At 72.3% G+C, this 21949-nt stretch carries 17 protein-coding genes and 1 pseudogene; 3 read left to right on the forward strand and 15 right to left on the reverse strand.

Annotation, left to right across the window (positions count from 1 at the left end; translation table 11 throughout):
• Window positions 1-75: 75 nt before the first annotated feature.
• From ACFC96_RS04085 to ACFC96_RS04130, 10 genes are all read right to left on the reverse strand, one after another.
• On the reverse strand, window positions 76-270 hold the full coding sequence (locus ACFC96_RS04085; protein ID WP_266556035.1) for a hypothetical protein: 195 nt from the start codon (window positions 268-270) through the stop codon (window positions 76-78).
• Window positions 271-386: 116 nt separating this feature from the next.
• Complete coding sequence (locus tag ACFC96_RS04090) at window positions 387-1244, reverse strand: phosphatidylinositol-specific phospholipase C/glycerophosphodiester phosphodiesterase family protein (RefSeq protein ID WP_376254307.1); 858 nt, start codon at window positions 1242-1244, stop codon at window positions 387-389.
• 162 nt (window positions 1245-1406) lie between these two features.
• On the reverse strand, window positions 1407-2072 hold the full coding sequence (locus ACFC96_RS04095; protein WP_376610084.1) for an ABC transporter ATP-binding protein: 666 nt from the start codon (window positions 2070-2072) through the stop codon (window positions 1407-1409).
• Window positions 2065-2979 carry an ABC transporter ATP-binding protein gene (locus tag ACFC96_RS04100; protein ID WP_376610523.1) on the reverse strand — a complete coding sequence of 305 codons (915 nt, stop codon included), beginning with the start codon at window positions 2977-2979 and terminating at the stop codon, window positions 2065-2067. The genes ACFC96_RS04095 and ACFC96_RS04100 overlap by 8 nt, the downstream gene beginning before the upstream one ends.
• Before the next feature lie 50 nt (window positions 2980-3029).
• A complete protein-coding gene (locus tag ACFC96_RS04105) occupies window positions 3030-3896 on the reverse strand; it encodes an ABC transporter permease (protein ID WP_376610086.1) in 867 nt (288 codons plus the stop codon).
• Complete coding sequence (locus ACFC96_RS04110; protein ID WP_376610525.1) at window positions 3889-4854, reverse strand: ABC transporter permease; 966 nt, start codon at window positions 4852-4854, stop codon at window positions 3889-3891. The genes ACFC96_RS04105 and ACFC96_RS04110 overlap by 8 nt, the downstream gene beginning before the upstream one ends.
• 23 nt (window positions 4855-4877) lie before the next feature.
• Window positions 4878-6479 carry an ABC transporter substrate-binding protein gene (locus ACFC96_RS04115; RefSeq protein WP_376610088.1) on the reverse strand — a complete coding sequence of 534 codons (1602 nt, stop codon included), beginning with the start codon at window positions 6477-6479 and terminating at the stop codon, window positions 4878-4880.
• A 93-nt stretch (window positions 6480-6572) separates the two neighbouring features.
• The gene (locus ACFC96_RS04120) at window positions 6573-7664 is read right to left on the reverse strand and encodes an acyl-CoA dehydrogenase family protein (protein ID WP_340457279.1); all 1092 of its coding nucleotides are present in this window, start codon (window positions 7662-7664) and stop codon (window positions 6573-6575) included.
• Window positions 7661-8848: an acyl-CoA dehydrogenase family protein gene (locus tag ACFC96_RS04125; protein WP_340457281.1), complete on the reverse strand. Its 1188-nt coding sequence runs from the start codon at window positions 8846-8848 to the stop codon at window positions 7661-7663. The genes ACFC96_RS04120 and ACFC96_RS04125 overlap by 4 nt, the downstream gene beginning before the upstream one ends.
• Window positions 8845-9819: an NADPH:quinone oxidoreductase family protein gene (locus tag ACFC96_RS04130; RefSeq protein WP_376610090.1), complete on the reverse strand. Its 975-nt coding sequence runs from the start codon at window positions 9817-9819 to the stop codon at window positions 8845-8847. Before ACFC96_RS04130 ends, ACFC96_RS04125 begins: the two co-directional genes overlap by 4 nt.
• A gap of 183 nt (window positions 9820-10002) precedes the next feature.
• Here ACFC96_RS04130 and ACFC96_RS04135 point away from each other — a divergent pair, with 183 nt between their 5' ends.
• Window positions 10003-10956: an SDR family oxidoreductase gene (locus ACFC96_RS04135; RefSeq protein ID WP_376610092.1), complete on the forward strand. Its 954-nt coding sequence runs from the start codon at window positions 10003-10005 to the stop codon at window positions 10954-10956.
• Window positions 10957-11066: 110 nt separating this feature from the next.
• Here ACFC96_RS04135 and ACFC96_RS04140 read toward each other — a convergent pair whose 3' ends face one another.
• The 5 genes and pseudogenes from ACFC96_RS04140 to ACFC96_RS04160 all read right to left on the reverse strand — a co-directional run.
• The gene (locus tag ACFC96_RS04140; protein ID WP_376610094.1) at window positions 11067-11954 is read right to left on the reverse strand and encodes an enoyl-CoA hydratase/isomerase family protein; all 888 of its coding nucleotides are present in this window, start codon (window positions 11952-11954) and stop codon (window positions 11067-11069) included.
• A 60-nt stretch (window positions 11955-12014) separates the two neighbouring features.
• Window positions 12015-12773, reverse strand: a complete 759-nt coding sequence (locus tag ACFC96_RS04145) for a PIG-L deacetylase family protein (RefSeq protein WP_376610096.1) — start codon at window positions 12771-12773, stop codon at window positions 12015-12017.
• A gap of 86 nt (window positions 12774-12859) precedes the next feature.
• A complete protein-coding gene (locus tag ACFC96_RS04150; protein WP_376610098.1) occupies window positions 12860-14164 on the reverse strand; it encodes an alpha/beta fold hydrolase in 1305 nt (434 codons plus the stop codon).
• 59 nt (window positions 14165-14223) lie between these two features.
• Window positions 14224-15246 (reverse strand): LacI family DNA-binding transcriptional regulator, encoded by a 1023-nt coding sequence (locus tag ACFC96_RS04155; protein WP_376610527.1) that lies wholly within the window; start codon window positions 15244-15246, stop codon window positions 14224-14226.
• A gap of 96 nt (window positions 15247-15342) precedes the next feature.
• Window positions 15343-15561: pseudogene (locus tag ACFC96_RS04160) on the reverse strand (ATP-binding cassette domain-containing protein); the annotation flags it as partial.
• Window positions 15562-15843: 282 nt separating this feature from the next.
• On the opposite strand from ACFC96_RS04160, the gene ACFC96_RS04165 reads away from it, so the two are divergent.
• Window positions 15844-19059 carry an alpha-L-rhamnosidase gene (locus ACFC96_RS04165; protein WP_376610100.1) on the forward strand — a complete coding sequence of 1072 codons (3216 nt, stop codon included), beginning with the start codon at window positions 15844-15846 and terminating at the stop codon, window positions 19057-19059.
• 84 nt (window positions 19060-19143) lie between these two features.
• Complete coding sequence (locus ACFC96_RS04170; protein WP_376610102.1) at window positions 19144-21774, forward strand: alpha-L-rhamnosidase C-terminal domain-containing protein; 2631 nt, start codon at window positions 19144-19146, stop codon at window positions 21772-21774.
• Window positions 21775-21949 lie beyond the last annotated feature (175 nt).

Below are 21949 nucleotides of genomic sequence, written 5' to 3' on the forward strand. Positions count from 1 at the left end.
TGAAGTGTCCATGCGCATAGGGGTGTTGTTCATGAACCCGAAACGATCACTCAGCGCCCGGACGACGGGGAACGATCACGGATGCAGGCCGCTCACGATCCCCGCCGTCGCCGTCAGGCCGTTCTGCAGCGTGGGCGCCATACTCGTGCCGGCCAGCAGGAATCCCAGCAGCACGCAGACCATCGCGTGCGAGATCTTCATCGCGCCGTTGCGCAGAAAGACCACCGCCAGGATCAGAAGCAGCAGCACGACCGAAATCGACAGGGACATCGCCGAACCTCCTCCGCCACGCCAACACCGCGGCTTTCGGCCGCAAGTGTGGCGTAGCGGAGGCTGCGCCCGGGCGAGTGACGTGTCCCCCGAACGAGTGATCTGGCCGTGGCCGCCTACTTCTCGTGGGCGTCGAGGAACGCCTCGAGGCCCGCGAGGTCGTCCGTGTTGAGGTGGTCCACGCCGGCGGCGAGCAGCTCGCCCCACACCGCGTCGCGCTCGGGTCCCGGCCCGTCCGGCGTGGCCCAGAAGCGCACGCGGCGGCCCTCGCGGTGGGCGGCCGACACGAGGGAGCGCAGCTTCTCGCGCTCGGCGGCCGGGATCGGTCCCGCGCCCTGCCAGGTGAAGTTGTTCGCCCAGTTGTCACTGATGAGCGGGGTGAAGGAGGCGGGCGCGGCCGCGCCGAGGTCGGTGAGGCGGCCGTCGTAGAACGCGCTGCGCACCTGCTGCCGCTCCATGGGCTCGCGGGCGGCCCGGTCGCCGGAGATCACGGCGGTCACCGCGCCGGTGCGGACCCTGCCGTGGGTGCAGGTGGTGAACAGGTGGCGGTGGCGGCGCAGTTGGCGGTCGAGTTCGAGGTAGGTGGCCGCGCCCTCGGTCTTGATGTCGACGAGGAGCTGGAGCGGCGTGCGGTACCCCCGGTACACGGAGCCGTGGTTGGCCCTGACGCGGGCGGCGAGCGGTTCCAGGTAGAGCGCAGCGAGGGTGCGCTTCGGGTCGAGGTCGACCGGGTCGTGGGCGACGAGGAGCCGGCCTTCGACGAGGTAGATGTCCGCCTCGACACTGGCGAAGCGGTGATCGAGGGCGTCGAGGAGGGGACGGGGGTGCTCGTAGTCGTTGTGCGCGTGGGCGCGCAGCAGGGGGCGGGGGCCGCGCCCCCGCTCGCTCGCCTGCGCGTACCCGGGGACGGCGGCGGTCGCGGCGACCGCCGCGGCGAGGGTGGTGAGGGCTCTGCGGCGGGTGAGGTGGGCCATGCGTTCCTCCCAGGGAGTGCCGTACGGGGCCTCAGCGAGTATGGGGTGTCACGGGCGCCAATGAGCAGGGCCCGCACGGGAGTTGGCCGGACCTGCATGTCGCGTTCACCTCACCGCTCAGAGTGAACGGCGGGCTGCCGGACGGGGCCTGCCCGCCCACGCTCAGCTGCCGTCTCCGGCGGAGCCCAGCGCGTCCCACTCCACCGTCCGACCGCACCAGCGCTCCAGCAGACGCCGGTCGTGGCCCACCGCCAGCAGTCCCGCACCGCTCTCCGCGCGATAGGCCTCCACGACGCCCACCAGGGCCGCTGTGGTGGACGCGTCGAGCATCGCCGTCATCTCGTCGCAGATCAGCCAGCGGGGGCGCAGGGCCAGGGCGCGCGCGAGGCAGGCGCGTTGCAGCTGGCCGTCGCTGACCTCGTGGGGTCGCCGTGACAGGAGGTCGGTGCCCAGGCCGACGGTCGCGGCCAGCTCGCCGACACGATCGTCCGGCTGCAGGCCGGCGGCCCGCAGCGGTTCGGCGACGAGGTCGGCGAGGCGCAGCCGTGGGTCGGCCGACATGCGCGGCTGCTGGAAGACCACGCCGAACGCGGTGCGCTGCTCGCGAGGCGCGCGGTGGCGCCAGCCGCGGGCCGGCTCCCCGTCCACGACGACGCGGCCGGAGTCGGGACGGTGGAGCAGCGCGGCGACGCGGGCCAGCGTGGACTTGCCGCAGCCGCTGGGCCCGAGCAGTCCGACGGCCTCTCCGGTGGCGAGCGTCAGGCAGGCGTTCCGCACGACGGGGTTGCCGCGCTCGTATCCGGCGGTGACGGAGATCACTTCAAGCATGCGGCACCTCCGCCGGGACGGTCACGGGATGGTGGCAGGCCACGCCGTCCGCGAGTGCGGGGCGGGTCGCGCAGATGCCGGTGGCGCGGTGGCAGCGCGCGGCGAACGCGCAGCCCGCCGGGAGCGCGCCCAGTTCGGGCGGCATCCCGGGAAGGGGCGTGAACTCCCGTTCCGGCAGGGCGTCGAGGAGGCCTCGGGCGTACGGGTGCCGGGGACCGGGGCTGCCGAAGAAATCGGCGGCGTCGGCGAGTTCGACGAGGCGGCTCGCGTACATCACGGCCACGCGGTCGGCGATCCGCTCGGCGGCCGTGAGGTCGTGCGTGATGAGCACGAGCGCGCGCTCCGTCCCGACGTGGCGGCGCAGTTCGTCGACGGTGCGCTCCACGAGGTCCCGGTCGAGCCCGGTCGTGGGTTCGTCGGCGAGGAGCAGGGGCGCGTCGCCGACCAGGGCCAGCGCGGTCGCGGCCCGCTGGGCAAGCCCGCCGGACAGTTCGTGCGGGTACCGGTCGAGATGCCCGGCGGGGAACGCGGCGCGCTCCGCCGCCGCCTCGGCGACGGCCCGCAGTCGTGGCCCGCGCGGCACGCCGGTCAACCCACGTACGGTCTCCTCCAATTGGGAGCGGACGGTGCGCACGGGCGTGAGGTGCCCGGCGGGGCTCTGCGGCACGAGGCCGACGCGGCGGCCGCGCACGGTGCGGGCCAGTGTGCGCTCGTCGGCTGCGAGCAGGTCGAGGTCGCCGATGTACGCGGACCCGGCCGTCTCCGCGTTGCCCGGCAGGAGCCCGAGCAGGGCCGACGCGAGCACCGACTTGCCACAGCCGCTCTCGCCGACGAGAGCCAGGCACTCGCCGGCCGCGAGGTCGAAGCGTGCGCCGCTCACGGCCTGCACGTACGCGCCGTCACGCATCCGGAAACGCACGGACAAGTCTCTTACGGACAGGACGGGTTGGGGCCCGGTCACAACATCAGCTCCGATCGGCGGCGCGGGTTGAGGCGTTCGCGCCAGGCGCCCGCGAGGCCCGCGATCGCCAGGGTCGGCACGATGATGAACAGGCCGGGGAAGACTGTCGGCCACCAGCTCCCGGCGAGCAGGGAGCCGCGCGCGGACTGGACGAGGGTGCCCAGGCTCGCCTGGTGCGCGGGCAGGCCGAGGCCGAGGAAGGAGAGGGCGGACTCGTGCCAGATGGCGTGCGGCACCATGAGGACGGCGGCGAGCGCGGCCTGCGGCAGGACGCCCGGCAGCAGGTGGCGTACGGCGATCCGCCACCGCGACGAACCTCCGGACACGGCCGCGTCGATGTACGGCCGTGAGCGCAGGGACAGCACTTCGGCGCGCACGATACGAGCCGTGGACAGCCAGTGCGTGAGCGCCACGGAGACGACGACCGGCCAGACGCCCGGCCGGAACATGGCGACGATGAAGATCCCGAGGAGCAGGTGCGGCACCGACGAGAAGACGTCCACGAGCCGCATGACGACCCGGTCCGTCCAGCCGCCGACGGCGCCCGCGAGCGCCCCCACGGCCGTGCCGATGACGGTCGCCACCACGGCGGCGACCACCCCGACGAGAAGGGAGACGCGCAGCCCGTACACGCAGCGCAGCAGCAGGTCGCGGCCCACGTCGTCGGTGCCGAACGGGTGTGTCCACGACGGCGGTCGAAGCTTGGCGGCGAGGTCGACTGCCTGTTCGTCGAGGTGGACGAGGGGCGGCACGACGAGGACGGCGAGGACGACCGCCGCGACGAGGACGGCGGACGTGCGCACCCGCAGTGCGCGCGTGGAGCGGCGCGCGCCGCCGCGGGCGTGCCAGGTGAGCTCAGCCATCGAATCCCACTCTCGGGTCGGCGAGGCCGTACAGGAGGTCGGCGGCCAGGTTGCCGAGGAGTACGGCGAGCGTGGCGAGCACGGTCAGCGCGGCGAGCAGCGGGAAGTCGACCGACGTCGCGGCCCGCACGGTCGCCGCGGCGATCCCGGGCCAGCTGAACACGGTCTCCACCAGGAGCGCGCCGGTGATCAGTTCGGGTACGCGGGAGCCGATGAGCGTCAGTACGGGCAGCATTCCGGACCGCAGGGCGTGGCCGGTCAGCACGGTGCGCGGGGCAAGTCCTCGTGCGCGTGCCCCTCTGACGGGGTCCTCCTCCAGGGCGTCAGCGACGCCCTGGCGTACGTACAGGACGAACCAGGGCAGTTGGGAGACGGCGAGGACGGCGGCGGGGAGCACCAGGTGCGCGGCGACCTGCCCGGCCGTGACCGCGGTGCTGCCGGTGTCGGTGAGTCCGCCGGCCGGAAGGGCGCCGAGTCTGAGGGAGAACAGCCATACGGCGAGCAGGCCGAGCCAGAACGGGGGCGCGGCCTCGAGGATGTAGGCGATCGCGCTGACGGTCCGGTCGAGCCATCCTCCCTGGCGTCGCGCGGCGAGGACGCCGAGTGTCGTGCCGAGCAGGACGGCGGCGAGGAAGGCGGTGGCGGCGAGCAGGACGGACCAGCCGATGCGTTCGCCGAGGACGTCGGCGACGGGCTGCCGCAGGACGGCGGAGTCGCCCAGGTCGCCCCGCAGGGCGGAGGTCAGCCAGTCCCACCAGCGGGTGACGAGGGGCCGGTCGACGCCGAGGTTGGCGCGGAGCTGGTCGAGGTCGTCCTGCGAGGCGGTGAGTCCGGCCGTGCCCGCGTAGGCCTTGACGGGGTCGAAGGGGGACGCTGCGGCGATCGCGAAGACGCCGAAGGTCACGGTCGCCAGGACCGGGACGGCGAAAAGGATCCGCCGTCCCGTCAGGCGGGCCATCGGCCCCCAGGGGAGCCGCCGCTTCACGAGGCGGGCTGCCACTTCTCGACGTTCCACCAGGGTCCGGAGGCGAGCCCGTGGTCGTGCGGTTCGACCTGGGTGGTGAGGTCGCCGAACCGGTCGCCGACGACGTAGAGGTGGTCGATGTGGGTGAGGAAGGTGTAGCCGGGGTTCTTCACGAGTTCGCGCTGCACGGTGTCGTAGGCGGCCTTGCGCCGGTCGTGGTCGTCGGTCCTGCGGGCCGCGTCGAGCGCCTCGTCGACGCGCGCGTTGTCGTACCGGGCCATGTTGTTGAAGCCGTTGCCCGCGAGGGAGGACTTGAGGAGCGTGTACTGGTCGAAGTCGGGGTCGGCCGGGGAGCCGCCGCCCGCGAGGACCGCGTCCTTGGGCATGCGCGGCTCGATGACCTCCCAGGTGCCGGACTCGACCTTGATCTGGATGCCGAGCTTCTTGGCGTCGGAGGCGTAGGCGAGGGCGTGGTCCTGGCGGAGCTTGTCGCCGGTCAGGTACCAGAGCGGGAACGAGGCGCGGACGCCGTTCCTGGCCCGGATCCCGTCCTTGCCGGCCTTCCAGCCCGCGTCGTCGAGGATCCTCCTGGCCTTCGCGAGGTCGTGGGTGCGCTCGGTGCCCTCGGTGAACCAGGGGCTGTCGGTGGGGACCGGGCCGTACGCCTCCTTGCCCGCGCCGTGGAGGATCGAGTCGACCATGGCCTTGCGGTCGACGCCGATGTCGAGCGCGCGCCGTACGGCGGTGTCCCCGGCGACCTTGTTGCCGGTGGGCAGGGTCACCACGCGGTAGTCGAAGGTGCGGGCGGCGTACGTCTGCTTGTCGCCGTCGCTCTTGAACGTCGCCGCGAGGTCGGGGGGCAGGATGGCGCCGTCGAGGTCGCCTGAGCGCAGCCGCGTGGCGCGCACGTCGTCGTCCTTGATGACCGCCATGGTGAAGTTCTTGACCTTCGGTTCGCCGCCCCAGTAGCGGGGGTTGGCCTTGAAGGTGAGTTTCTCGCCCTTGGACCACTTCACGAGCGTGTACGGCCCGGTGCCGACCGGCCTCGTGGTGAAGCCGCCGGTGTTGACGTCCTGCTCGCCCGCTATGTGCTCGGGCGCGATGGGCAGGACGGTCCGCTCGGCGAACGGGGCGTAGGGGTACTTGAGGCGGAAGACGACGGTGTCGTCCCCCTTGGCCTCGACCGTGTCGAGGGCGTCGAGCTCCGTCTTGGAGGCGTTGTTGGTCTTCTTGTCGAGGATCGTCTCGTAGGTGAAGACGACGTCCTTCGCCGAGAAGGGCGTCCCGTCGCTGAATCGCACGCCGTCGCGCAACTTGTACGTGTACGTGCGGCCGTCGGCGCTCACCTCGGGCAGCGCGACGGCGAGCGCGGGCTTCAGCTCCATGTCGGCGTCGTGGGTGAGCAGCCCGTCGAAGAGCTTGGAGTTGCCGTCCTTGCCGTAGCCGAGGAGCGGGCTGAGCGTGTCCGGTTCGTAGGCGATGCCCACGACCGCGCCCGACGCCGCCCGCCCCTTGCCGCCCCCGCCCGAGCCGCCGGGCGCCGAACAGGCGGCGGCGGTCACCGACAATGCGGCGACCGCCGCGACCGCTGTCGCACCCCGTGCCGGCCTGACCATCATGCCCACCCCTATTGAAGATCAACTCTTATTGCGAACGAGTCGCAATAATGCCATCTCGTCAAGGGAAGGTAAAACCCGGCGCCCGGCCCGGCGTCAGGGCGCCCGGAGGTCGACCAGCTCGGCCAGCTCCTCCCGGTGCCTGCCCGCGGAACCCAGGGCGATCGAGTCGGCCTTGGCCCGCTTGAGGTACAGGTGAACCGGGTGCTCCCAGGTCATACCGATACCGCCGTGCAACTGGAGCGCCTCCTCCGCCGCATGGACGGCCGCCGGTCCGGCGTACGCCTGGGCGACCGCCACCGAGACATCGGCGTCGTCGCTCCCGGCGGCGAGAGTGTCCGCCGCGCTGCGGGCCGCGGCACGTACACCGACAACCTCCAGCCACACCTGCGCGAGCCGGTGCTTGAGCGCCTGGAACGAGCCGACGGGCCGGTTGAACTGGTGGCGCTCACGCGTGTAGCGGACCGTTTCGGTCAAGCACCAGTCGGCGAGGCCGAGTTGCTCGGACGCCAGAAGTCCCGCTCCGGCCCGCAGCGCCCTGCGGACGGCCGGAACGGCGTTGTCGGTCAGCACGCGCGCGCGTGCACCGGCGAAGGTCACCGTGGCGACGGGCCGGGTGGGGTCGAGGGACGTCCGCGCCTCGACGGTGACACCGTCGTCGATGACATCGACCGCGTACAGACCGCTGTCCGTCGGCACGAGAAGCACATCGGCCGCCGCCGCGTCGGCGACACCCGTGACCCGCCCCTCCAGCCGGCCACCCTCCTCGCGTACGCCACCGAAGACCTGACCGGGGGCAGTCGACAGGGGCACGGCGAGCACGCCCACCGTGCGGCCCGACGCGAGCGCGCCGAGCAGCGCGGAGGCCTCGTCACCCGCACAGTCGAGGAGCGCCTCGGTCGCGACGACCGCACTCGTGAGATAGGGAACAGGAGCGACGGAGCGCCCCAACTCCTCCAGCACCACGGCCACTTCACGATGCGTCGCGCCCTGGCCGCCCAGCTCCTCGGGAATCAGCAGGCCCGCGAGCCCCATCCCCTCCGCGAGGGACTTCCACAACGCACGGTCGTGCGGCTCGTCCGTCTCGACGCGGGCGAGCACCGACGCGGCGTCGCAGTGGGCGGCGAGCAGGCCGCGTACGGCGGACCGCAGCGCCTCTTCCTCCTCCGTGTACAGCAGATCGCTCATCGCGCGAGGTCCTTCCAGGCGACGTCCTTGTCGGTGCGCGGCTCGGACGGCAGCCCGAGGACGCGTTCGGCGACGATGTTGAGCAGGACCTCACTCGTCCCGCCCTCGATGCTGTTGCCCTTGGCGCGCAGATAGCGGTATCCGGCGTCACGCGCCAGGAAGTCCACGACAGCCGGCCGACGCATGGTCCAGTCCTCGTACAACAGGCCCTCGTCGCCGAGGAGTTCGATCTCCAGGCCGCTGATCTCCTGGTTGAGCCGGGCGAAGCCGAGCTTCATGCCGGAACCCTCGGGGCCCGGCTGACCCGCGACCAGCTGCTGGCGCAGACGCTCGCCGGTGAGACGGGCCACCTCGGCCTCGACCCACAGCTTCAGGAGCCGCTGATGCAGATCGTGCGTACGCAGCTCGGGGCGCTCGCGCCATGTCTTCGCGACCGCGGAGATCATGCCGCCCTCGCGCGGGATGCGGGAGCCGCCGATCGACACACGCTCGTTCATCAGCGTGGTCTGCGCGACCTTCCAGCCGTCGCCGATCTCACCGAGGCGGTGCGCGTCCGGGATGCGGACGTCGGTGAGGAACACCTCGTTGAACTCGGCCTCGCCGGTGATCTGGCGCAGCGGCCGCACGTCGACACCGGGATCGGTCATGTCACAGATGAAGTAGGTGATGCCGCGGTGCTTGGGCACGTCGGGGTCGGTGCGGGCGATGAGGATGGCCCAGCGGGCCGTGTGCGCGCCCGACGTCCAGACCTTCTGGCCGTTGATCACCCAGTCACCGGTGGCCTCGTCACGCACGGCGCGGGTGCCGAGCGCCGCGAGGTCGGAGCCGGCGCCGGGCTCGCTGAACAGCTGGCACCACACCTCCTCGCCGATCCACAGCGGACGCAGGAAGCGCTGCTTCTGCTCGTCGGTACCGAAACCGAGCACCGTCGGGGCCGCCATGCCGAGGCCGATACCGATACGGCGCGGATCGTTGTCCGGAGCGTTCGCCGCGGCGAGTTCGGTGTCCACGACGGCTTGGAGCGAGCGCGGCAGACCCAGCCCGCCGAGGCCCTGCGGGTAGTGCACCCACGCGAGCCCGGCATCGAAGCGGGCCTTCAGGAATTCGGTACGGTCCGTGGTCGCGGGCGGATACGCGGCCAGCAACTCCTGTGTACGACGGCGCAGTTCGGCGGTGTCGGTCATGCGCCCGCCCCCTCACTGCCGGGCACCACGGCGACGCGGCCGGTGGTGACGCCGTCGGCGACGCGCTGCACGGCGGCCGCCGCGCCGGCCAGCGGCACGCGCTCGCTGATCAGCGGCTTGATCGCACCGCGCGCCGCGAGCTCGGTGAGCTGCTCGTGGCAGTGCGCGACCAGCTTCGGGTCCTTGGTGTTGTACAGGCCCCAGTGCAGGCCGAGGATCGCGTAGTTCTTCACCAGGGCGTGATTGAGGGCGGGGCTGGGGATCGTACCGCTCGCGAATCCGACGACGACGATCCGGCCCTCGAACGCGACGACCTTCGTGGACTGCGTGTACGCCTCGCCGCCGACCGGGTCGTAGATGACGTCGGCACCCCGGCCGCCGGTGGCCTCCTTCACGGCGGCGATGACGTCCTGGGCTCGGCGGTCGACGACGACGTCGCAGCCGAGGTCGCGGGCCGCCTTCGCCTTCTCCTCGCCCCCGACGACACCGATGACGGTGGCGCCGGCCGCCTTGCCGAGCTGGACCGCGGCGCTGCCGACGCCGCCGGCCGCAGCGTGCACGAGGAGCGTCTCGCCCGCCTGCAGGTGCGCCCGTCGGTGCAGGCCGAACCAGCCGGTCTGGTAGCCGATGTGCAGGGCCGCGGCCTCGGCGTCGTCGAGCGCGTCGGGCGCGGGCAGCAGGGCGGCGGCGTCCGCCACGGCGTACTCGGCGAAGCCGCCGTGGGGCAGCGCGGGGTTGGCCAGGACGCGCCGGCCGTCCTCGGTCTCGCCGCAGATCTCCACACCGGGCGTGAACGGCATCGGCGGCCGCACCTGGTACTGGCCCCGGCACATCAGCGCGTCCGGGAAGTTGATGTTCGCCGCGCGCACCCTGAGCAGGACCTGTCCGTCCCCGGGGACGGGCCGCTCGACGTCGGCGAGCTCCATCACCTCGCTCGGCTCGCCGTTCCGGTGCACTTGCCATGCCTGCATGCGGGGCCTCCACGGGACTTCTTCGTCTTGCCGGGCTCGCTCGCATACTAAGCGGTCGCTTTGATATCTGGGAACAGGCTGGGGACCCTTTTTCGCGCACGCCGTCGCGGGCTCGTCCCCGACGACGCCGCGGGCGATGTCGCAGGCCTGGAGCTTTCGGCGCCCACCCTGTATCGATACGGCATGACGGACTCGACCGGCCCCGCCCGCCAGACGGCCCCGCGGGGTCTGCCCACCCCTCCCCCGGCCGGCACGGCAGCGCTCCCTCGAGGGACGTACCGGGGAAGCCTGGTCCTGGTCACCGGTGGCGGGACCGGGCTCGGGAAGGCCATTGCCGCCGAGTTCGTGCGGCTCGGCGCGGACGTGCTGATCGCGAGCCGCAGGACCACACACCTGCAGGCCGCGCGGCAGGAACTGGCCCGCGTGAGCCGCGACGGCGGCACGGTGACGGCCGCCGTCTGCGACATCAGGGACCCGGACCTCATCGCCGAGGCCTTCGACACGGCGGAGGAGGCCCACGGGCGGACCCCCGACATCCTGGTCAACAACGCGGCCGCCAACTTCCCCGTACCCGCGGAGGACATGAGCCCGAACGCCTGGCGCACCGTCGTCGACATCACCCTCAACGGCACCTTCTACATGACGCGCGAGTTCGGCCGCAGACACCTGGCGGCCGGCACACCAGGCTCGGTGATCGCCGTCGGCGCCTCCTACGCGTGGACGGGCGGCCCCGGCTTCGCCCACAGCGCGGCGGCCAAGGCGGGCGTGAAGAACCTGGTGGAGACGCTGGCCGTGGAGTGGGGTCCGTACGGCATCCAGGTCAACGGGCTCGTGCCGGGCCTCATGCCGCACGAGGACATGACGGAGGACATCCGCGCCAACCTGGCGAGGGGCGGCTCCGAAGGGGGCCCTGGAGGGGGCGCCGATCACGACGCGCGGCAGCCCGCCCTGCGCGTGGGCGCGCCCCGCGAGCTGGGCTGGGCCGCCACCTTCCTCGCCTCCCCCTACGCCCGCTTCATCAGCGGCCACACACTCGTCGTGGACGGGGCGAACTGGCAGCGTCGCGGACTGGTGAGCCCGCCCGTGGTGACGGTGCGGGAGCAGATGGGGAGGGGGCCGTTCCGGGAGGGACCGTGAAGGGCGGCGGCCCTCAAGCCCTCTTCCTCTCCCACGCCCTGCTTCCCCTCCATGCTCTACTTCCCGCTCAAGCCCAGCTTTCCGCCCACTCCTTCCCTACCCTCCGCTCCCTACTTCCCGTCGAACCGCGGCTCGCGCCGCTCCGCCGTCGCCGTGTATCCCTCCTTGATGTCCTCCGACGTGAGCGTGAGCGCCGCGCTCATCGCCACTCGGTCCAGCGCGGCCCCCATGGCCGCGTCCGCGAAGGCGTCGATGTCCCGCTTGACGGACTGCACGGCGAGCGGCGCGTTGGCCGCGATCTCCGCGGCGACCGAGTGAGCGGCCCCGTCCAACTCACCCGTTCCTGTGACCTGCTGGACGAGGTTCAGCCGGTGCGCCGTTTCCGCGTCGATGCGGCGGCCCGTCAGCGCGAGGAACTTCGCCCAGCCCGCGCCCGCCTCGCGCGCGATCCGCAGATCGCCGCCCGCGTCGACGGCGACCCCGAGCCGCGTCTCCGGCAGCGCGAACACCGCGTCGTCGGCCGCGATCCGCACATCGGCCATCAGCGCCAGCTCGAATCCGACGCCGAGGCAGTAGCCCTGCACGGCCGCGACGACGGGCTGCGGCAGGCCGGCGAACGTGCGGAACCGCTCGTGGACCCAGCGAATGCCCTCGTAGTAGTTGCGCGTGCGCTCGGACCCGGAGCGTCCGGTGATCCCTCCGCCGGGTGCCTTGACGTCGATGCCCGCGCAGAAGGCCCGCCCCTCGGCCCGCAGCAGCACCACCCGGATCGTGTCGTCGAAGCGGATCCGGTCGGCGAGCAGGCCGAGTTGACGGCTCGACTCCCAGCTCCAGACGTTCAGCTTGTCCGGCCGGCACAGGGTGAGGACGCCGATACCGCCCTCCTCGACATGCAGCCGAAGCCGCCGCGCCCCGTCACCCCCGCCTTCGCCCCTGCCTTCCCTGCCGCCTTCGCCATCATCCTCGCCGGGAAGCTCGTTGCTCGTCGTGTCGATCATGCCGCCACCACTCCCCTATTTCTGACGCATCATCAGAAAGCGCAGGGTAGGTGACCGGCCCTACCGACTGAAGAGTTCGAACGGTACGGCCGGTGTGCCACCGAAGCGCTCGGCGGCCGCCTGGACGTTGCCGGTGAGGAACGAGCGGCAGTAGGCCTCGGGGTCCTCGTCCGTCAACACCTCGATGTACGTGCGGTGTTCGAGCAGGGAGCGCACGGCCCGTTCGATTCCGTGCGTCGCGTCGACCGCGTGCGTGGGCGACGACGAGCCCGCGACGGCGACCCAGCGCACGCCGTTCCACGGATCGAGTCCCTGCTCGACCAGCTCGGGGAAGATCCAGCGATTGCCGGCGTCCGCCGCCGCGTCGAGGGTGGCGCGCCCGACGGCGACATGGTCGGGGCTGTTCCAGGCGACGCCGCCCCAGGTGTCACGGTGGTTGAGCGTGATGACGAGTTCGGGACGGTGCCTGCGGATCGCGGCGGCGATGTCGCGGCGCAGCGCGGTCCCGTACTCGACGACGCCGTCCTTGTGGTCGAGGAACTCGACGGTGTCCACGCCGACGACGGCGGCGCTCGCGCGCTGCTCCTGCTCGCGCAGGGGCCCGCACTTCTCGGGTTCGAGGGTGTCGATGCCCGCCTCTCCGCGGGTGGCGAGGACGTACGCGATGTCGCGTCCGCCGTCGGTCCAGCCGGCGATCGCCGCGGAACAGCCGTATTCGAGGTCGTCCGGGTGCGCCACGACGGCGAGGGCGCGCCGCCAGTCCTCGGGCATGGGCAGCAGCTGGTCCGGGGCGGTGGTCTGGGTCTTCGGCTCGGTCATGGCCGCACCCTAATGCGGCGCCGTCCGCGATGCGGGGGTGTTCGCCGGGCGGGGAAGGCGGTCTCGCCTCCCCCGCCCCGGGTCTCTCAGACGTCTCCGCGCACCATCGCGAGCAGCCGGTCGAGGACGCGCGGCGCTCCGGCCCGCAGGCCGTCGTGCTCGAACTCGTCGGTGACCCACGTGCGCAGGCCCTTGACGGCGCGGGCCGTGCGCAGGGCGTGGGCCGTGTCGACGTACATGTCGTCGTGGTACACGGCGGCGACGGCCGGCACCTCGTTGGCCGCCAGGCGCGCGGGGTCGTAGAGCGGGGCCCAGTCGGTGCGGGCGGCGAGGAGTTCCGCGGTCTCGCGCAGGGGGCGCAGGGCCGGGTCGCAGTCGAACATCCACGGGTGGACGGACTCGCCCGTGAAGAGCAGGGGCCCGTCACCGGCGAGGGTCTTCGCGGCGTCGAACTGGGGGAACTCGCCGCGTACGCGCTCGGCCGACCAGTTCGTGGGCCGGGCGTCCTGTCCGTAGATGGCCTCGTGCACGAGCGCGTACAGCGGGTGTCCGGCGTAGGAGAGCGTGGCCTGTACGTCCTCCTGGAACGCGTCGGACAGTTCGACGCCGGCGGGCGTGCGGACGAAGGCGTCCTCGAGGAGGTAGTGCAGGCGGTCGCTGCCGCCGGTACCGCCGAGCAGGATGCCCAGGGACTGGAACGCCTCGACGGTCAGCCGGTAGCCGCCGTTGAGTACGGGCTCGTGCTCGGCGAGGTACTCGGCGATGCGGCGGGCGCGCTCGACGTCCTGCGGGTAGCGCGCGTAGTGGGCGGCGACCTTGCGTTCGATGCGGGGGTACGCGGCGCGGTAGACGTCGTCCGCGTGGCCGTCGAGTGTGGGCAGGCCGCCGGTGATGACAGCGGCGGTGAGGCCCTCGGGGGCCGTCGACAGGTAGTGGGTTGCGCAGAAGCCGCCGAAGCTCTGGCCGAGAACGGTCCAGGGGGCGCCGCCGGTCACCTCGCCGCGGATCGCCTCGCAGTCGCGGACGATCGAGTCGGCTCGGAAGTGCGCGAGGTAGTCGGCCTGTTCGCGCGGGCCGCCGCGCAGCGGGAGCGTCTGCCGGTTGGCCGGGGTGGAGCTGCCTGTGCCGCGCTGGTCGAGGAGGAGCACCCGGTGGTCCTGGAGCGCCCGGTCGAGCCAGGCCTGCTTGCCGGAGAACCGGTTGGCGCCGAATCCGGGGCCGCCCTGGAGGTAGAGGAGCCACGGCAGGTCCGCGTGTTCCTTGCCGATGGCCACCCCCTCGCGGGCGAAGAGCTCGATGCTCTCGCCCTCGGGGTGGTCGTGGTCGAGCGGCACGGAGAAGCGGCGGTCGGTGAGGACGACACCGGGCTGGCGGTATGTGGCGGTCGTCAAGGAAGCTCCTGGGCGGCGTACGGAATGCGGTGTGCGGTGTCCGCTCAGTTCAGCACATGTCAGCGCGAGCCCAGACTCGACCCCCGTACGACCAGCTCGGGCTGGAGGACGACCCTGCGGTGCCGGTGGGGTTCGCCGCTCGTGGGTTCCGTCTCCTCCAGGAGGAGTTCGGCGGCCATGGCTCCCATGGTGACGGCGGGCTGGCGCACCGAGGTGAGGGGCACGGTGGCGGCCGACGCGAACTCGATGTCGTCGTAACCGACGATCGCGATGTCCTCGGGGACGCGTACACCGGCCGCGTACATCGCCTGGAGGACGCCGAGGGCGAGCAGGTCGTTGGCGCAGAACGCGGCGGTGGGGCGATCGGCGAGGCCGAGCAGGCGGGCACCGGCGTCGCGTCCCGCCGCGACGTCGAGCCGCTCCGTGGGCAGTTCGCGCAGCGTTCCGGCGGGGAGGCCCGCCTCGGCCAGCGCCTGGAGGGCGCCGGTGCGGCGGTCCTTGACCTGGTTGAGCGCGGGGGGACCGCTGACGTAGGCGATGCTGCGGTGTCCGGCGTCGACGAGGTGGCGCACGGCCAGCGCGCCGCCGGTGACGTCGTCCACGGACACGGAGCACTCCGAGGTGCCCTCGGCGACGCGGTCGACGAGGACGAACGGGATGCCGTGCCGGCGGAAGTTCTCGATGTTGCGGCCGCTCGCCTCGGCCGGGGTGAGGAGCACGCCCCGCACGCGCTGCTCGGCGAACAGGGAGAGGTACTCGGCCTCCTCGGAGGGGTCCTGCGCGCTGTTGCACACCATGACACCGAGCCCGGCCTCGCGCGCGGCACGCTCGGCACCGCGCGCGACGTCCACGAAGAACGGGTTGCCCATGTCGAGGACGAGCAGCCCCATGATGCGACTGCGGCCTGCGCGCAGCTGGCGCGCCGACTCGCTGCGTACGTAGCCGAGCCGGTCGATGGCGGACAGCACCCGGGCCCTGGTGTCGGCGGCGACGGAGTCCGGGCGGTTGATGACGTTCGAGACCGTGCCGACGGAGACTCCGGCGGCGCGGGCGACGTCCTTGATACCCACCGACTGGGCCATCGGGCGGGGACCTCCATGGGGCGATGAGCGAAGGGAATGGTTCAGATTACCTGTGAATGCGCTGGTGGCTGTGGGGGCGGCGGGGGGCTCTCGGAACGGCGGCCTCAGAAAGAGCGTGGGCTCCTGGTAGACGACCGCGATCCCGGTGTCACGGGCGTCGGCGGGTCTGTGCAGGGTGACGGGCTCGTCGTCGATGAGCACGGTGCCGGCGTCGGGCCGGTGGACCCCGGCGAGCGTCCTGATGAGAGTGGACTTCCCCTCACCCTCCTCTCCGGCGAGGGCGTGCGCCTCACCGGCGTTCAGCTGGAGTGACATGTCGTGGAGGGCGCGCGGCACCGAAGGACTTGTCGAGCCCCTCGACGGCCCAGGACGGGGGGCTCTCTCATGGAAACACCGATCGGGTCTGCCGAGCTGACTATGAAAGGTTTCAAACAGATTCCACGGAAGCTAGCCCCGCACCAACTGTGGCGTCAATGGTGAGGACTTGGAAATCTCCGAACCCTTTGAAGCGCTGCAACAAACCCTTGACAGGTCACTTTCGCCACTTTAGCTTCCCACCCTGAAACGATTCATAGCCGAGTCGCCATGGAGCCGAGTGTGATCAGCAGAAGACGACTGCTCAGCACGACCGCGACAGCCGCCCTGGGGACGGCCATCGCCTCCGCCGCACCGGGAGCCGCGCAGGCCGCCCCTGTCTCGGGAACCGCCGCAGGGGCTCGGGCCGCGAAGGCCGTGCGCGTGAGCGCACCCACCGTCGAGTACGTGAGCCACCCGCTCGGCCTCGACGTGCCGCACCCCAGGCTGAGTTGGCCCCTGGAGTCGGACGAACCGGGCCGGGCCCAGAGCGCCTATCAGATACGGGTCGCCACCACCCCGGGCCGCCTCACCGACCCCGACGTGTGGGACAGCGGCAAGGTCACGTCCCCCGAATCCACCCTCGTCCCCTACGCGGGCCCCGCCCTGGCCGCGCGCACCCGCTACCACTGGTCGGTGCGGGTCTGGGACACCGCGGGCCGCGCCTCGGACTGGAGCGAACCGTCCTGGTGGGAGACCGGCCTGACCGCCGCCTCCGATTGGTCCGCCCGCTGGATCGGCGCGCCCGCGGCGCTGATCGGGGCGCCCGCGCTCGACGACGCCTCCTGGATCTGGTTCCCCGAGGGCGACCCGGCCACCGGCGCCCCGGCGGGAACCCGCTGGTTCCGCGGCCGTGCCGACATCCCGGAAGGCCTCACCCGGGCCCGCCTGGTGATGACCGCCGACGACGGCTACACCGCGTACGTGAACGGAACCGAGGTGGCGCACGCCGACCCGGACGGCCCGGCCGAGAACTGGCGCCGCCCGGCCGTCGTCGACGTCACCGCCCAACTCCGCCCCGGTGCCGCCACGTTGGCCGTCTCGGCCGTCAATGCCACGGACAGCCCCGCCGGCCTGCTCGGCCTCCTGGAGCTGACGACGGCCGACGGGGTGAAGACCTTCGTCACCGGCGCCGACTGGAAGGCCGCCGACCAGGAGCCCGCCGGCGACTGGAAGTCGGCCGGATTCGACGACACTGCGTGGAAAGCGGCGAAGGTCCTCGCCAAGTGGGGTTCAGGCCCCTGGGGCAAGGTCGCGCCCTCGCACGCCCCCGCCGCCCAACTGCGCCACGAGTTCCGGCTCAAGGGCCGGTCGGTCGCGCGGGCCCGCCTGTACGCGTCGGCCCTCGGCCTGTACGAGGCCCACATCAACGGCGAGCGGGTCGGCGAGGACCGGCTCGCGCCGGGCTGGACGGACTACCGCAAGCGCGTGCAGTACCAGACGTACGACGTGACCGAACTGGTGAAGTCCGGGGCCAACGCGATCGGGGCGACGGTCGCCGCCGGCTGGTACGCCGGGAACATCGCCTGGTTCGGTCCGCACCAGTACGGCGACCGGCCCGCGTTCCTGGCCCAGCTGGAGGTCACGTACACCGACGGATCGACCGAGCGAGTGCTGTCCGGCACCGACTGGCGCGCCTCGACCGGGCCCGTCACCGAGGCCGACCTGATGGCGGGCGAGGCGTACGACGCACGCCTGGAGACCGACGGCTGGACGCGCGCCGGGTTCGACGACTCCCGCTGGGTCGCGGCCACCGCCGTCGACAAGGTGAGCGCCGCCCTGGTGGCCGAGGCGGGCGGCCCCACGCGCCTCGAACGCGAGCTGCCCGCACGGAAGATGACCGAGCCGAAGCCCGGCGTGTTCGTCTACGACCTCGGCCAGAACATGGTCGGCGCGGTCCGCCTCACCGTCGCCGGGAAGGCCGGCACCACCGTACGGCTGCGGCACGCCGAGGTCCTCGACCCGGACGGCACCATCTACACCGCCAACCTCCGGACGGCGAAGGCCACCGACACGTACACCCTCAAGGGCGGTGGCAAGGAGACGTACGAGCCGCGCTTCACCTTCCACGGCTTCCGCTACGTGGAGGTGACCGGATACCCCGGCAGGCCGCCGCTCAGCGCCGTCGTGGGGCGGGTCATCCACACGTCGGCGCCCTTCACGATGGACTTCTCGACGAACGTGCCGATGCTCAACCAGCTGCACCGGAACATCACCTGGGGGCAGCGCGGCAACTTCGTCTCGATCCCCACCGACACCCCGGCGCGCGACGAGCGGCTCGGCTGGACCGGCGACATCAACGTCTTCGCGCCGACGGCCGCCTACAACATGGAGTCGGCCCGCTTCCTCACCAAGTGGCTCGGCGACCTGCGCGACGGCCAGAGCGACGAAGGCGCGTTCACGAACGTGGCCCCCGACATGCCCGGCGTCGGCGACGGTGTCGCGGGCTGGGGCGACGCGGGCGTGACCGTGCCGTGGGCCCTCTACCAGGCGTACGGCGACACCCGCGTCCTCGAGGAGTCGTGGCCGTCGATGCTGAAGTGGCTCGACTACCTGGAGAAGCACAGCAGCGGTTTCCTGCGCCCGGCCGAGGGCTTCGGGGACTGGCTCAACCTCCAGGACGAGACGCCCAAGGACGTCATCGGAACGGCCTACTTCGCCCACGCCGCCGACCTCGTGGCCCGGGCGGCGAAGGCGCTGGGCAAGGACCCGGCGCCGTACACGTCGCTGTTCGGCAGTGTGCGCGACGCCTTCCGCGCGGCGTACGTCTCGGACGGCGGCAAGGTGAAGGGCGACACGCAGACCGCGTACGTGCTGGCGCTGTCGATGGACCTGCTGGCAGAGGCGGACCGGGGACCTGCCGCCGACCGGCTCGTCGCTCTCATCAAGGCCAAGGACTGGCACTTGTCGACAGGGTTCCTCGGCACTCCGCGCCTGCTGCCGGTCCTCACCGCGACCGGTCACACCGACGTCGCCTACCGCCTCCTCATCCAGCGGTCCTTCCCCAGCTGGGGCTACCAGATCGACAAGGGCGCGACGACGATGTGGGAGCGCTGGGACTCCATCAAGCCGGACGGCAGTTTCCAGGACGCCGGGATGAACTCGTTCAACCACTACGCGTACGGCTCGGTCGGCGAGTGGATGTACGCGAACATCGCCGGTATCGCGCCGGCCGAGCCGGGCTTCCGCAAGATTCTCGTGCGGCCACGGCCCGGGGGCGGGATCACACGGGCACAGGCGCGCTACGACTCCGTCCAGGGGCCGATCAGCACCACATGGTCGGTGGACTCGGGCGGCTTCCGGCTCACGCTCACCGTGCCGGCCAACACGACCGCCGAGGTGTGGATCCCCGCGTCCGACGCTTCCCGAGTGGCCCACGGGGCAGCGAAGTTCCTTCGCATGGACGACGGCTGCGCCGTCTTCGCCGCGGCGTCCGGCACCCACCACTTCTCCCACTGACGGGCCACGAGGCCGAGATGAGCCCATGCATCAATCGATTCACCCCTGCCCCGCCCGGGCGCGGGCAGACGGAGGCACACAGACGTGACGGATGACGTGAAGACAGCACAGGGGCCCGACCGGCGCGCCGTGCTCGGAGCGGGTGTGGGCGGGGCGGTGCTGGCCGCGGCCGGGCTGCCCCTCCTGGGCGCGGGAACGGCCGCGGCAGCCACACCGGTTCGGGGCCCGGCCGCCGGGCAGGTCCCGGACGCGGCCTGGCACCGCTACGTCCAGGCGCCGTCCGGCCGCACGGTGCGGCCGGTGCGGATCGTCCGGTCGGCCGGTGACGTGACGCGTCCCGACGCCCTCCTCAAACCCGGTGGCCGGGTGACCGTCCTGCGCCGCCCCGAGCCTTCCGCGCCACCGCGCTGGCCCGACGGCACCACCGCGGAGGGCTCCACCACCCACGCCGGCAACAACGGGGGCGACGGCCGACCGCGCACGTACGACGCGCAGCACGCCGTCGACGGCGACCTCGACACCTTCTGGAACGACGACACCGAGCGGACCTTCCCCGACACCCTGACGGTGACGGCGCCCGGAGCGCTCACGCTCTCGGGCCTGACGGTGGTGTCCGACACGGACGGCGTTCCCACGGACTTCACGGTGGACGCCTGGGTGGACTCGGACTGGCGGAAGGTCGCCACTGTCACCGGCAACAGCGTGGTGCAGCGCGCCGTTCGCTTCGACGCGCCGGTGTCCACGGCGCGGGTGCGGATCACGGTCACCTCGGCCCAGGACCTCGGGCAGGGCGTGTTCACGCGGATCAACGAGGTCTGGCCCGAGGCCGTGGATCCGGTCGTGGCACCGAGCGTGACGATCGACTTCGGCAAGGTCGTCGTCGGCTACCCGAAAATCGCCTTCGCCTCGGCGTCCGGCAACCGCCCCGGCGTGCGCCTCGCCTTCTCCGAGACGCTCCAGTTCCTCACCGACCGCTCCGACTTCACCCGCAACGACCAGGCGGGCGGCGCCTCGAAGGGAACGGACCAGTACGCCGTGCCGGCGGGCGGCGCCACGTGGACGGACAAGAAGGGCTACGCCTCGGGCGGCGACAAGGTGTACTCGGACGGCCTGCACGGCTTCCGCTATCTCAAGATCACGCTGGACGCGCTCCCGTCCGACGCGCCCGCCGCGCAGCCGTGGGGGACCGTCGCCGTGGACGCGGTGTCGCTCGACTTCACGGCGTATCTGGGCACACCGGAGTCGTACCGCGGCTGGTTCCTGTGCTCCGACGAGGAGCTGAACCGCTACTGGTACGGCGCCTCGTACACGAACGAGCTGGTCGTCGACACCTTCCGCGAGGACGACGTGGACCCGCGCGGCGCCTTCAGCGCGTCGCTCGACGGGAAGCTCGTCCTGCACGACGGCGCCAAGCGTGACCGGGATCCGTACGTCGGAGACGTGGCGGTGGCGGGGCGCACCCTCTACCTCACGCACGACGACGCGGCCGAGGCCGCGCGGAACGTGCTGGCGGACCTCGCCGAGCACCAGCGGGCCGACGGCTGGATCCCCCCGGCCTCCATCAACCAGTACACGCTCCCCCTGTTCGACTACCCGCTGTGGTGGGTGACGTGCAGCTGGGACTACGTCCTGTACACCGGCGACAAGGACTACGCCGAGCGCTACTACCCGCAGCTCGTCAAGGTCCTCGACACGTGGTACCCGAGCGTGACGGACGACGCGGGCCTGCTGAGCAAGGGCCTCAACGGCACGTCGGGGTACGGGGATTACGCTTTCCTCGGGCGCACGGGCCGGATCACGTACTACAACGCCAACTACGTGCAGGCCCTGAGGGACGCGGCCCGCATCGCGGAGCACGTGGGTCATGACGCGGACGCGGGGCGGTGGCGGGAGCGGGCGGACAAGGTCGCCCAGGCGGTCAACACGCATCTGTGGGACGAGGCGGCGGGCGCCTATCTGGACTCCGCGACCGGCGCCGTCCGGCACGCGCAGGACGGCAACGCGATCGCCGTCACGTCGGGCGTCGCGGACGCGGAGCGGGCGGCGTCGGCGCTCGCCCATCTGGACGCGACGACGAAACGCCGGTACGGCAACGCCTTCATGGACAACGACACCCTCTTCGGTGGCGCCTCCCAGCGGGTGTACGCCTTCACCTCGTACCCGGAGTTCGTGGCGCGCTTCGAGAGCGGCCTCGCCGACTCGGCGATCGACCAGATCAAGCGGACCTACGGGTGGATGGAGAGCCACGACCCCGGTATCACGCACTGGGAGGGCATCGGTCCGAACGGCTCGCTGTACGAGGGCGCCTACACGAGCATGGCGCACGGGTGGTCCACGGGGGTACTGCCCGCGCTCACCCATCAGCTGCTCGGCGCGAAGCCGATGTCGCCGGGGTACGCCGCCTGGGAGGTGCGTCCCTTCACCGGATCGGTGCGCTGGGCCCGGGGCGAACTTCCCACGCCTCATGGGCCGTTGGGTGTGGAGTGGGAGCGTGAGGGCGGCACGTTCACGTTGACCGTGCGTGCGCCGCGGGGCACTCGGGGGGTCGTCGCGCTGCCCACGGACGGCCGGGGCGCGACGGTGCGCTCGGGCGGGCGGACGCTCTGGCGGGACGGCGGATCCGCGGCGTCCGGGGTCCGCCTGGGCTCCGGCCGCGTGACGCTCTCCGGTCTCACCGCGGGCACCCACCGCTTCACGCTGACGCACGACGGCTGAACCGAGCCTGCGGCCCGGGCGATCGGGCCGCGGGCGCCGTCACCGACAGGGCCGTGGGGGGGGGGGGGGGGGGCCCCCCCCCCCCCCCCGGGGGGGGGGGGGGGGGCGGGGGGGGCCGCGGGGGGGGGCCGGGGGGGGCAGAGCGCCGGGCGCGCGACACCCCCCCCGGGCCCGC

The organism is Streptomyces sp. NPDC055955, assembly GCF_042270245.1.
Classification (GTDB): domain Bacteria; phylum Actinomycetota; class Actinomycetes; order Streptomycetales; family Streptomycetaceae; genus Streptomyces.